The 12,957-nt window shown below is 43.7% G+C and carries 6 protein-coding genes and 5 pseudogenes; 9 read left to right on the forward strand and 2 right to left on the reverse strand.

From position 1 onward, the window contains the following. The 5 genes and pseudogenes from FHS18_RS33265 to FHS18_RS34750 form a co-directional block, all read left to right on the forward strand. Window positions 1–411 (forward strand): annotated as a pseudogene (locus tag FHS18_RS33265) (serine hydrolase); the annotation flags it as partial. 201 nt (window positions 412–612) lie between these two features. Beyond that, on the forward strand, window positions 613–756 hold the full coding sequence (locus tag FHS18_RS35510) for an IS3 family transposase (RefSeq protein ID WP_354472030.1): 144 nt from the start codon (window positions 613–615) through the stop codon (window positions 754–756). A gap of 224 nt (window positions 757–980) precedes the next feature. Continuing rightward, on the forward strand, window positions 981–2,213 hold the full coding sequence (locus FHS18_RS33270; protein ID WP_183604700.1) for an FAD-dependent oxidoreductase: 1,233 nt from the start codon (window positions 981–983) through the stop codon (window positions 2,211–2,213). A gap of 126 nt (window positions 2,214–2,339) precedes the next feature. After that, on the forward strand, window positions 2,340–2,984 hold the full coding sequence (locus FHS18_RS33275) for a TetR/AcrR family transcriptional regulator (RefSeq protein ID WP_183604701.1): 645 nt from the start codon (window positions 2,340–2,342) through the stop codon (window positions 2,982–2,984). A gap of 108 nt (window positions 2,985–3,092) precedes the next feature. Then, window positions 3,093–3,366 (forward strand): annotated as a pseudogene (locus tag FHS18_RS34750) (transposase); the annotation flags it as partial. Here the strand turns inward: FHS18_RS34750 and FHS18_RS33280 are convergent. After that, window positions 3,367–3,717 carry a winged helix-turn-helix transcriptional regulator gene (locus tag FHS18_RS33280; RefSeq protein WP_183604702.1) on the reverse strand — a complete coding sequence of 117 codons (351 nt, stop codon included), beginning with the start codon at window positions 3,715–3,717 and terminating at the stop codon, window positions 3,367–3,369. It lies immediately after the preceding pseudogene. 180 nt (window positions 3,718–3,897) lie between these two features. Between FHS18_RS33280 and FHS18_RS33285 the strand changes: the two genes are divergently transcribed. Further along, a complete protein-coding gene (locus FHS18_RS33285; RefSeq protein WP_183604703.1) occupies window positions 3,898–4,644 on the forward strand; it encodes an SDR family NAD(P)-dependent oxidoreductase in 747 nt (248 codons plus the stop codon). A gap of 844 nt (window positions 4,645–5,488) precedes the next feature. Beyond that, window positions 5,489–6,174 (forward strand): annotated as a pseudogene (locus tag FHS18_RS33290) (reverse transcriptase domain-containing protein); the annotation flags it as partial. Between the two features lie 941 nt (window positions 6,175–7,115). Here FHS18_RS33290 and FHS18_RS33295 read toward each other — a convergent pair. Beyond that, a pseudogene (locus FHS18_RS33295) lies at window positions 7,116–8,380 on the reverse strand (IS110 family RNA-guided transposase). Window positions 8,381–11,392: 3,012 nt separating this feature from the next. Here FHS18_RS33295 and FHS18_RS34755 point away from each other — a divergent pair. Further along, window positions 11,393–11,491, forward strand: a pseudogene (locus FHS18_RS34755) (IS3 family transposase); the annotation flags it as partial. A gap of 333 nt (window positions 11,492–11,824) precedes the next feature. Continuing rightward, the coding region (locus tag FHS18_RS33305) for a dockerin type I domain-containing protein (protein WP_183604704.1) at window positions 11,825–12,957 on the forward strand (1,133 nt) is incomplete at its 3' end.

Below are 12,957 nucleotides of genomic sequence, written 5' to 3' on the forward strand. Positions count from 1 at the left end.
AGAATTACGGGTCTGAATACAGCTGTCGCTGACCATCAGATTCCTACAACGGGCAGCAGAGACGTTACGCCGCTTGATTTCTACGAGCAGGATGGCGTTGAGTATCTTCGTTATGGGGGAAGCCTATTAGTAAGCGAAGATGCCTTGAAGCCGATCTACGCGGGCAGACACTCTTCAACGACCATACAGGCAAGCGGTTATGCCAAGTGGTATTCGATTCCAGATCGTGCCGCCGGCAAGACCATAACGGTATCATCATCTTCCAAGGGCTCATATGCCGTTTATGACGAGAACGGTGCATGCGTCGGTCTCGGTGTCGTAAAATCAGACAAAGCAACCGTACTTCCTAAGAATGGCACCATTATGTTCGCGGGCGAAGCAGGAGCGAAGTTTGAAATTACTCTGAAATAAGGGATAGCAATATTCGATGAAAGCTGCAAAAAAAAGCGGTACAGGTGGCTATGAACTGACCCCGTATTGTGAGATAAATCAAACACCTCTAAGAGAAAGACTCTGTGTCATAAGATGTGGAGGACAAGAAATACGTACAATCGAATCCGCTAATTAAGCGGATTTTTTTTATCTATGTACCCAAGTTCATGTTATTAGTGAATGACAAGAACTTGGGTATATTGCTTAATCGTGATCATCCACTTTTATAACCACGTCCGATTACAAGCCAAAATAAACGGCCTCAGTCCAATGGAATACAGACCAAGGTCGCCTAAAATTTTATTATTTGTACCGTCTACTTGACTGGGACAATTCACCGTCAGAACACACTTGTATTCTTTTATATCTGGAGTTTAAATGAATAACTGTCCCAGAGTGGGAATAACGGCGTGAAATAAAGAATAAAAGAAAGTTGGGACTGCCTGAGAAGCTTCAATTGCTTACCCTGTAACATAAATTGACAAATGGAGGTTAATTGTAATATAACTTAGTTATATAAATTTAACTTAGTTAAAGTGAGGGGTTATATGAAAGCACTATCTGTACTTATTATCGGTGGTGGTCTCGGAGGACTTGCATTGGCACAAAGTTTGAAAAAAAATCACATTGACTTCCATGTTTGCGAACGCGAACATGAAGACAATTTTGTTCAAACTGGCTATCGAATCAAAATAAATGAGAATGGATCCAATGCGCTGCAGTTTTGTCTTCCTGAAAAATTTTACGATCTCTTTATTGAGACATCTGTTATTGGACCGGCACACCCTATCTTCTTAGATTCGATCTCTCTGGAACCCTCAGAAGAACAACACCCGATGTACAACAAAGTGGATGTCACACCATCTGTAAATCGGTTTACCTTTCGTGAAGTGTTGCTCGGCGAACTTAATGACAAGATCCGTTACGGATACCGGTTTACCCATTATGAAAGGTTAGAAAACGGACGCTTAAGAGCGTGGTTCGATAATGGGGAGTATATTGATGCAGATGTCCTGGTTGGCGCTGATGGGGGAGGGTCCAATGTTCGCCATCAGTACAAACCCGGTGTGAAAATTTTCGATACTGGGGGCAGGGCTCTTTATACCAAAGTATTTCTGAATGCTGCGAGGAGAAAGGAACTGAATAGGCTCATTGGGGATGGCAGCATGAGAGGCCTTCTAAATCCAGAAGGAGATGCACCGGGTTCCCTTCTTCTTGAAGACATGGCCTTCAAGCCGAATATTGAACATTTACCGGAATCAATGTCTCTTAATGTAAAGATTTCTCCTCAACAGGATTACCTGTACGCTGTTTTTGCGTGCTCGCCCGAGTGGCTTGGGATTCCTGACGAGCAGCTCTTCCAATTGAACGGTTTTGAATTGTTGTCCTTTACTCAAGAGAAAACCAAACATTGGCATCCTCAAGTAAAACGGATGCTGGAATTAGCGGAGCCAGAGAAAACGGCCGTTTATCACCTCCGTAATGTTCTGCCGTATAAGCCTTGGAAAGAAACGACCTCTCTGGTTTTGCTGGGAGACGCCCTTCACCCCATGACACCGGCAGGTATCGGCGGGAACGCTGCACTCTTTGATGCCTGTGAGCTCTCGAAAGAATTAATCAACGTTATAAACGGGGAAAAGGAACTTTTAACCGCGTTAGGCGATTATGAAGTGAGTGCCATTGAACGTGGGATGAGGGATGTTCGGCTCTCCTCGAAAGCAGGGGAAAGCATGTTCAACCAAAAGCCGTTACCCGCTGAAGATGTAGAATTGGAGGAATAATGTGGTTTCTTTATTCATCCCATTTGGATCCGTGTTGTTTTTAAGTACATCCCTTACTAAGCTCCTCTCTATATAGAGTATAATAAGGTATACAATAATTTTTGGAATGGAGTTGGATTGTTTTTTATGCCTCAACGCAGGCCACATATCAACGAGGAGAAAATAATAGCAGCCTCGTGGCGGCTTCTCTCCGACCAAGGAATCGAAAATTTTACAATAAGAAACCTCTGCAAGGAATTGAATGTTCAAGCCCCCACTATCTACTGGTACTTCGAAAGTAAGCAGGTCCTTTATAAAACGTTGGCCAACCTGGTTTCAAGAGAGATCATAAGCGATCTTCCCAAGCAAGGAGATTGGCGAGAAAGGCTTCAGATAAGCGCAACTGTTATCCGGAGGAAGCTCCAGCAGTTTCCTTGCTCCGGTCAACTTCTGATGAAGTCAAGGCCAGAGGCTGATTTTATGGAGCTGTTGGAATTCCTATTGCAAATGATCGAACCTACCTCATTGACGGATAAACAAAAATTTTCATATACGACCCATTTGTTTAACTACGTCATCAATTTCGACGTTGAAGAATATGAACAACGTATGTTACAGATATCGTTAGAGGAGAGTAAAAAGGAAAAAGCTCACGCAGATCTAACGCAATTCAAATTACTTCAACGGATGCACGAAGAAGGTATGTTTAAATTGATAGGTTCTGATGAACTGTTTAATTCTGGAGTATTATTATTACTTGATGGAATAGAGCAGAGGATTAAAAAGGTTTGATGAAACCGATCTTGTCCATTATGGTTTCGAAAAGTGTATGGATGTTACACCATGAGAAGGCTGCCGGCACGAAACGGTGGCCTTCTCAGCTAAAGGGCGGATTACTTAATAAATAGCGACAAGTATAGGTCTTACCAGGCTCTGGCTAAACAAGAATATCAGCATGAAGCCAAGCTGTTTAACCCTGTAGAAAACGCGGATCATCTCAAGTGGATTCATACGGTCATCTCCAACGCTAAAGCCTTTATTTGGTGGCACGTTTCACGGTCTTGACTCGAAACATTGGCAAGCGTATCTGGTTGAAATCTGCTATCGGTTCAACCGACTATCTCAGTGTTGTGTTTTGTCAAAAACAATAACCTATCCTGACTTAGTTGGATAATCAAAATTCATTATTAAGAATTTGAAACTCTCCTTCAGCGAATGTTTTATCCGCATAACCGTCACCCCATTGACAAAGCGCTCTTAGAACCGGCTCAAGCGATTGCCCAAGCTCTGTGGTCGAATATTCGACCCTCGGAGGGACCTGATTGAACATTTTCCTGCTAACAAGTCCATCAGCTTCCAATTCTCTGAGGGTTTGGATAAGCATTTTTTGAGTGATACCATGCACAAGTTGCTTTAATTCGCTCGTTCGTTTCGGACCTTTCATCAAATAGTATAGAACTAGCCCTTTCCATTTCCCCCCAATTACCTCCATAGTAACTTCAAGGTTACAATAATAAACTTTCATGTCGTATATCTCCCTTCAATTACAATTATTACTTTTTAGTTACTATATAACAAAAAAGTGGGTACTATTGTTATGGTTATTTTTACTACATAATATCATTTATGAGATGTACTGAACAGTTGTTTGATGACAAACGACGGACAGACATACTTAAAGAACCTTTAAAAGGAGAGTCATAACATGGGAAAGTTTAATGGGGAAGTGGCAGTTGTTACAGGAGGCACTAGCGGTATCGGGCTTGTAACGGCACAGCAGTTTGCTAAAGAAGGGGCGCATGTTTATATCATGGGGCGCAGACAAAGTGAGCTTGATGCGGCTGTGAAGCTGATTGGAGATAATGTAACTGGTATTCAAGGCGACATTTCCAATCTGGCGGATTTGGACCGGCTGTATAAAGCAGTGAAGCAAGAGAAAGGTCATTTGGACATTCTTTTTGCTAATGCCGGAATGGGGTCATTTCTTCCGTTGGGTGAAATTACGGAGGAGCATTATTACAAAACCTTCGACGTTAATGTAAAAGGAACGATATTCACAGTTCAAAAGGCATTACCCTTGTTTCCGAACAATGTAGGTTCGATTATCCTGACTGGGTCTATGGCAGGTTCAATGGGAATGCCGGCATTCAGTATCTACAGCGCTACAAAAGCGGCAATCAGACAACTAATTCGCAACTGGATTCTTGATTTAAAGGGAACTCAAATTCGTGTTAATGTGGTTAGCCCTGGAAATATTATTACACCAGCTCATAATGAATTATTTGGAGCTGGTCTCGATAATGCTATGGAGTATGCCAAGTCTACAACGCCGTTAGGTAGATTGGGGACATCTGAAGAAATTGCAAAAGCAGTTATGTTCCTAGCTTCCAACGAAAGTAGTTATATTACAGGGACCGAATTGTTTGTGGATGGCGGAGTTGCACAAATTTAGTTCGGAAGATATACCACTATGGTAAAATAATGGTAAGCAGACTCCCAATTTTTGAATTGGACTGACTGGCTTGCCTGCGTTTATCAGGTGTTGCGAGACAATCCAATGCAGGAGTATGAGTGAACTAACGAGGAAGTAAGTATGACAAATTCTGCTATAAGTGACTAATATCATGAAATGCAGGAGATTCAAACAATGAATCTCAACTTTACAATCGAGGATGGGAATGACGGAACCATGTTTCCCGAAACCATCCCGCCAATACTCCTGCATGCGTCACGTCTGACAGGGCATGGGGTGTGAAGTACAGGTAGAGTCGGCAGAACGGCGGCTGAAGCCATCTCCGGAAAGGTATGCCAACGGATATGCCGCGCGGCTGAAAAACAAGATATGGTGAGAAATGTCTCAATTTTTTTTTTGAACTGACGAACTTCCGAATGTACGGGTCTAAAGTTAGAGCGTATGGAAACATGCGGGCCATCAAACGATGGTGTGAGTGGCGTGAAGTAAGAATTTCTTCTATGAAATACGCTAGCTGAACAACGGCAGCTTCCAACTCACAGGCCTAGAGGAAGCACCTACGTTTTGAACGGATAGCTAGATTGTAAGGGACTTGGAAAGCAAAGGACGTTGCTTCAAGGGCTGTCACCCGAAACGGTTTGCTATAAGGCTTTGCCGAAATGCATTTATCTTTGCGAGGGCAGGGGCATGACTGATGAACCTTCTGTAATGGAAGTGGAGGAACAGCCCCAAGTCTAATGGAACGAACAATCATTTTCCAATGTGAATTGCACCGATCGGGTAGGAACGTGGGAACATCACCTCTACAAGGAGGGATGCCACAGTGCAAGCTCTACGATACTGGGATTACTACGGCATGACGGACACATTCACAGCGTTATACGATAGAGCCTCGAAGAAAGAAGTTTTCCCGCAACTCTACGACATCATCACATCCAGAGAAAACATCCTCCTCGCCTATCGAACGATGAAATCGAATAAAGGATCGCGGACACCTGGAACCGATGGGAAAACCATTGCGGACATCCAAAAACTGTCCGAAGACGAACTAGTCTTGGATATCCAAAACAAGTTACAGAACTATCGCCCCAACAAAGTCAGACGGAAACGCATTGAAAAAGATAACGGCAAATGGAGACCGCTCGGAATTCCGTGTATTTTGGATCGGATCATTCAGCAGTGCTTTAAGCAGGTGCTTGAGCAATTGCGGAAGCCCATTTCTATAACCATAGCTATGGTTTCAGACCGCTGCGGTCAACTCACCATGCCATGGCCAGAGTGCAGTTTCTCGTGAATCATTCGCAGCTCCACTATGTTTTCGACATCGATATTCAAGGCTTCTTTGACAACGTGAATCACGGTTTGCTGATCAAGCAGCTGTGGAACCTTGGCATTCAGGACAGACGAACATTAGCATGCATCTCGAAGATGTTAAAGGCAGAAATTGATGGCGAAGGCGTACCTCTCAAAGGAGTTCCACAAGGCGGAATAGTATCTCCGCTTCTATCCAAAGGCATGGGGCAGCTCTTATCAGTTGGATGCCCCGTTGCTCTAACGTAGGAACATTAGCTTACAACAACTGGTATGAAATAAAGAACGAACTTATGGTTTTGGGACCTACGTAATTTAGTACTGCTTATCACAGGGACACCCTGATACAATTGGAGAGATTGGAGAAACCGTATTACAGGGGGATGTGTTTGGTGAATAACAGAGTAGTTATAAGCCTAACATCTGGTATCTCGGTGAGTGCCTCTTTACCTTTGATACTTTCGACCTTCTTCTTAGAAACCAAACTGAATTTTTTGGACTATCTCTTTGTGTTCCCATATGTCATGGTATTTGTTATGACGTATGGTTTGTTGGTATCGTTACTGGCTTTTAGAATAGCACCATGGAGAAATGTAAGGGCAACGGGTATACGCTTTTTGTTTAAGATATTTTCCGGTTTACTGCCTTATTTTTATGACCACTCTCTAGGATACTGCTCAATCATTGCCTCAATTCAATACTTTGGCTTTAACGAATTGCTATACAGAATACCAACGAAAAGTAAACAATCCCCATAGTGGCATTACGCTCCCTCGAAATGATTCAGTTTCCTCACTCAGACTCATGAATTCGCAGGATTTCATCCTGTAGCTAGAATGAAGAAGAGGATGTGGGAAGAGTCGGTGGCGGGCAGACGGAAAAATGGGCATGCGGGAATAAAGGTGAATACTGCATCACCCATATTGTTCCATTATGCGCATGTCTCCACGTCGCCCTAGCGATTCTCGCTCCCATGTCTCAACGGGTCATAGCCCTTACATTCCTTCGTCACATCTAACTACGGGGTGGAGGTCGGTCTTTCTAACGGAACGGGTCCGGGCCCTTTTGCGTAACGTCTCCCGATACTCCGTGCTTCTTGTTATCCTGCGAATGCTTGAGCTGGTGAGGATCGACTCTTCTTAGGCAGCCTGCGGGAAAACTCGGGTTGAATCGTAAGCTTCGCTACTCTTAGCCAGGCTGACAAGCAGACGAGCTACCTTGCTGCATTACTTCATGATGGACTTCATCTTCTTCAGCTTCTTTTCCTCCACATTGTAACGGTGCAAAGCCCGAATTTCGGGGTTAGTCATGACCATGCACATCGTCATGAGATAGAGAAAATGACGCAGACGTGGGCGCCCCCGTTTGCTGAGCACCATTTTTCCTCGCCACTTCCCAGAACTAGCCTCCGCTAAATTCAGTCCAGCGTGCCGAAGCAGTGCATTTCCATGCGAATAGCCGCTTAGATCACCGGTCTCACCGAGGACACCAGCAAGACACGTAGCACTGACGCCTCGTATTTCAAGCAGCTTCTTTGCGTAAGGAATGCGTTTGAGAATGCTATTCAGCTCGTGCTCAATCTGTTCAAGCTGACGCTGGGCCAGGTCATATTCCTCTAACAAATGGCCAAGATGAAGTTTGTATGCGTGGAGGGCTTGAGTGGCGCCAACACTGGATTTTGCGAGTGTAATGAGCAGTTCAGCACGTTTAACGCCAGCATGGCGCTTCACGTATTGCTTCCAACCGGCCAAAACCTGTTCGGTGCTTAATTGACTGATGTCGCTGGGCAAAGGAAAGAGTCTGAGTGTTGCGATTGCACTGGTGCAGGTAAGGATTTTGAAGACTCACGCAGTTCGGGGAAAACGATGTCTACCCAACGATGAATCTGGTTAACTGCACTGTTCAAACGCTTCGTAACCGTCTCGCGGTTGGCCATGAGAATACGCAGCTCCTCGTAGGCTTCGGGATGAAAACGAACGGGTGAGTAGTACCCGTTTTTGATCATATCTGCGATGACCAGCGCGTCCTTGCGATCGCTTTTAGAAGGCGTATTGTCCCGGTTTTCCTTGTTCTTTTTTACGAGATGAGGATTAACCAGAACAGCCTCAATCCCTTGCTCGACGAGCCAGCGTGCTAGGCTGAACCAGTAGTGGCCGGTCGGCTCCATGCCAACGATGATGCTGCTCATATTGTGGGTCTTGAGCAGATCCTGGACCCAACGCTCGAACAACCTGAAACCTTCACGATGGTTTTCGAACTCGAGCGGAGCGCCTAGAGCAATCCCTCGAAAGCTAACAGCGCGTGCGACATGGACTTCCTGGGCGATATCTACGCCGATGACTAGGTGTGAAACGGTAATGTTTTCAATGAGTTGATTTTGCTTGTCCTGTGCCTTAAACTTCATAGTAGAGCGACCTCCTGATGGGCTTTTTGAGGCTTTTGACCTCGTGTGCAACCCCATCTTACCGGAGGCGCTCGTTTTTGTTCAAACGCCAAAATATTCGTTTTACAGGAATTCTAACGGGAGAACGCTAGTTCAATACATCCCTGCTGATTAAAACCTCTCCTTAGAAGCAAACTAGATTTAATAGCTTCTAAAGGGAGGTTTCGTTATGCAATTAAGTGAGCTGTGGAGGTTGTATGAAGCTGACAAGCGCATTCAAGGATTCAGTACGAGAACTTTAAGAGCATACGCCCTTCAGCACAAAATGTTAATGCAAGAGCTAGGTAATATCTATATCGCAGAGGTAAGTTAACCATGCTGAAAGAGTACTTGACAAAACAAGCTGATCGTCTGAAGCCAAGCAGCCTGGGTCATCGAATTCATTTTGTTGGTTCTCTTTTCCGTTACGCTTATGAGAGACGTATCTGACTTCAAATCCTTCTCTCGAATTAAGAGAACCGAAGTTAGATAAGCGCATTCCAAAGTTTTTGATTGAGGAAGACGTCATACACTTAAAGATCTCTTGTCAGTCACTCAGGGAAAGAGCGCTGCTAGAGTTTCTCTAGAGGATAAGAAATGGGAAGCGGTAATTTGCGAACCAGAAACATACATTAGCTGGTATTATGGCAAAATCGATTAAGCTATCTGGGGACATTAGTTTAATATACAACGTAAAGAAGCTGCCGAGCCGATCGGCAGCTTCTTTACGTTCACTGGAAGTTTACTTTCAATGATGGGATGATAAGCAGTCCAAACCCATTTTATGGATATGAAAGTAAGACAATTGGAAAGCTGGGTGGAAAGACAGAATCCAGACTGTTTTAGGTTGCCTAGTCAAGATGTTGAATTTACCCATGAATAATTGTCAATATATGAAGGTATTATTGCCATTATGTAAGCGCCATTCTAGATGGTAAATCCTTAAAAAACGGACGGGTGATGAAGTGGGTATTATCGAAGTTAATCAAGTGACAAAGACGTATCGACAATACAAACGCTATCCGGGGTTTATTGGCTCTATACGCAGTCTCTTCACGCAAAAATTTACGGAAGAGGCAGCCGTGCGGGATATTTCCTCCTCGATCGGGGAAGGCGAAGCGGTGGGCTATCTGGGGCCGCGACAAGAAGTAAGTAATAGGGCAGGGAATCCAAGAAAGCGCAAGAGGACTGATGTATAAAAGCTGGAATTTGTGTCCATACTACTTTATATCAACACCTCGTAAGTGGCCCCGAAACATACCCCCATGTTAATGTTGATTGATTAGGTTTGATAAGATATAGAGTTTAATTCTGTATATGCAGATTATTTGACATAGTGGAAAAGTGAGTTTAGTTGATGTGAAAAGTCTATGCTTCCCGTATCAATGTATCAACATTGACTTGTTCAACATCAGACTTCTAAGCCTTTGCAAGCTCAGCATCGATATTTGCTTTGGATTTCGCCAACAGCCGAGACATATCAGCGCTAGCGCGGAAAGAGAATGAGAACATTACCATTTTCATATAGTGTTAGGTCTTGTAATTAAACCTCGTAAAATACCTCGCAAATAAAACTCCCTAATATAGTAGATAAACTAGCAAATTTTCTATTAAAAACAGATTATTAAATTAAATGGAGAGAGTTTACAACTCTCGTTAACTGAACTCCAACATTAATAAGTTGGTTCATGGTCATACTCTAAAAAAATGTTAAATGCTTACCGAAGGTTTCTTATGTGTAAGTATTTTTTTTGTTTTTGCTTTTTAAATTTCCGATATCGTTATACAGCCCCTGCGATGTCGAAATACCATGGGGAATGGTCTGTAAATGTAAAATAATGCAAAAATATATAAGGTGCATAAATATGTGTTTTCAGAATGCGGATATCATCATGAACTGTGAAAATCCGGTGTATAGACAAATACTTGATGGTTTGTAGTTATCACTAATTCTGAAAATGGTCCTTGATAAATCAATGATTATTGAAGCTGTTTTCTCACTAATTCTGACGCCACACAGAGGAGGGAGGGGGGAGAGACCACAGGGGCGGCGTATATGGAAGGATGTGGGGTTATGACCTCTCCCTCTATTTCCTCACGCCTTCATGTTATCTCGGTCTTCAACAGTAGCCCTTTAAACTTTCTTTCTGCATTTCTGTCAAAGGTGAAATCCTGCGAATAAGCGAGCATTCGTGAGAAAACTAAATTGTACTGAGGGAGTAGAAGAGGCAGGTACCAACAAAGAATTCACTTTTACCGGATCTGATTACGATGTGCCAGTTCCAGAAAATAACCAACTTATTTATACAATGTTCTTATTATCCTCCAATGATCTTTCTACCAGGTTTGGGCCTGAAAGTTTTAATGCTGCAGCCTACTGCGACTGATTGATAATCTGAGTTAAACCCGAGTGCCGACCAGGTTAGAAAGTATCTGATACTTTTCAGTTAGTTCGATGCTTCTCAAAGCCATCTGTTCCTTTGTTAGAACAAAGTTGTTCTTCTTCTTCTGATGCTCTAACCCAAAGGAATGCCTCAATTGCCGAGTTGTGACCTCCGGCTTACCATATTTCGTTGAGTATTTGTTTACCATCTCCTGAACAGCTCTTTTGGTCATTCTTCTACCAGTTTTTTGTCCATTCGGAACAGTTAGAAACATTGCAGTCCCTTCTTTTAATGGCTGATATAAAATTATTGTCGGATGACAAGAACATGATCTCATTAACTGCCGCGAATATCAGAATATCGCGGCCTTTTATTTTTATGGAATAAAGTTCTTGTCAAATTATAATGACACGAACTTTATCCCATTCCCGACAGACTCGATGTGCTCCAACAATCCCAATCGTTCAGTAAATTTGATCATGATGAAGGGAAGGAATACACACCATCTGCAGGAGCAGTAAGACTTCACACTGACCTGGAGTGCGGCGGGCTGTTCTTCATCGGCTACGAAAGCGTCAGCACAAAACGAGGGTAAAGTGAGGCACAACGGAGAATAGAGGAATTTATACTCTTTTATAACCATGAGAGAATTCAGCGAAAATTTAAAAAGCTGACACCGTTGGAGTTCCGGCGCCAGCTTGCTGCATAGGTTTTTTTTCAATGTCTACAAATTTGGGGCTTGACCATTGTACATCGGTTCAAACACCAGGGTGTTTTTACAATGTCACTGTAAGGGGTGCACTGCATACGCGGTAGAGGTTTTTTATTCATTACAGAATTCGATATCTGTATTCAATCTGATAGAAAGATAGAATCTAGGCGTTTTAGCACATGACTTAAGTAGGATCTCCATATATTTCACTTCGATTTGAACTGGATTTTAATCAATTTAAAAGAGGAATTTGTGGAATTTTGTCGAATTTCAAGCGAGAACGACTCTATAACAATGATTATTAGATAATAGTTCCATGTGGAGGAATGTATGACGAACTATAAAGAGCACATGTTCAGAGCTGTTAGCCGTAAACGAAATGTTCTGCTGGCTGCAGTTGTACTGAGTGGGGTCATGGCCTTCGATGTACCAAGCGCGGATACGGCAGGTCAGGTATCCATACTACAGCCTGTGTACTATGAACGGGCCGTTAATGGCAAGACACTCTTGAATCATGCTACTGTGGACGATACCTCAGGCAATGCCATCAAACTGAATGTTGAGCCCCACTTTTCCAAGCTTGCGGCAGGCTCGATGCAGATCTCAGCGGTTTCGCAGGACAGCACTATTGTAGAAGCAGTAGTGAACGGGATGGAGGTTACGCTGTTCCCGTTCAAGCAAGGCACCACGTACATCACGATCACGGGGAATACAGATGGTGTCAATTATTCAGATCGGATTAAGGTGGAGGTAACCAAAATCGGTGATGCCACCGGTGACGGAAACGTAACTTCCGCTGACGTATTGTACATTTACAAGGTTGTGAACAACAAGCTTCAAATTTCCGACGAAGAACGGAACAGATTGGATATTGACCGGGATGGGAGTGTTACCGCCAAGGACGCTACCTTGCTGATGAACAATTATGTGGGCAAGTCGGGGGCTGCGGGCACCGTAGCTTTTGTTCTTAATATTACGGATGTAAATGATGCGCCTTTTGCTCACCATATCCAGCTTCCCCAGAACAAGAAGTCAGGAGATACCATAACGGCGTTGTATGAGTATACGGATGTGGAAAGCAATTCCGAAGGGGCCAGCCTCTATCAATGGTATACCGACTCCAGTGCGAATGGCGGCACGAAGACTCCTATTACGGGGGCTACCGATAAATCCTATACCATTAAACGAGGGGACGAGCAGAAGTACTTGTTCTTTGGTGTCAAGCCTGTTCCTTCAACAGGTAATACAGGCTCGGTAGAGCTACTAAGCGGTGGCATATATGTTCCTGATACAACAGCTCCAACTGTAACCACCACCAGTCCGGCCAACAACGAAACGGTCATGACGAAGACCGGTGCGATCTCCCTGACGTTCAGCGAGGACGTGAAGGCGGCGGCAGGCAAAAATGTGGTACTGCGGAAGACGAGCGACGACAGCGCGGTGTTCACCTATGCGGCCAACGA

Origin of the sequence: Paenibacillus phyllosphaerae (genome assembly GCF_014192105.1) — a bacterium.
GTDB lineage: Bacteria > Bacillota > Bacilli > Paenibacillales > Paenibacillaceae > Paenibacillus_Z > Paenibacillus_Z phyllosphaerae.

Excerpts from the sequence above, each read along its gene's own strand:
- FHS18_RS35510 (WP_354472030.1), top strand. The coding sequence starts at position 613 with ATGACAAGAACTTGGGTATATTGCTTAATCGTGATCATCCACTTTTAT.
- FHS18_RS33270 (WP_183604700.1), top strand. The coding sequence starts at position 981 with ATGAAAGCACTATCTGTACTTATTATCGGTGGTGGTCTCGGAGGACTT.
- FHS18_RS33275 (WP_183604701.1), top strand. The coding sequence starts at position 2,340 with ATGCCTCAACGCAGGCCACATATCAACGAGGAGAAAATAATAGCAGCC.
- FHS18_RS33280 (WP_183604702.1), bottom strand. The coding sequence starts at position 3,717 with ATGAAAGTTTATTATTGTAACCTTGAAGTTACTATGGAGGTAATTGGG.
- FHS18_RS33285 (WP_183604703.1), top strand. The coding sequence starts at position 3,898 with ATGGGAAAGTTTAATGGGGAAGTGGCAGTTGTTACAGGAGGCACTAGC.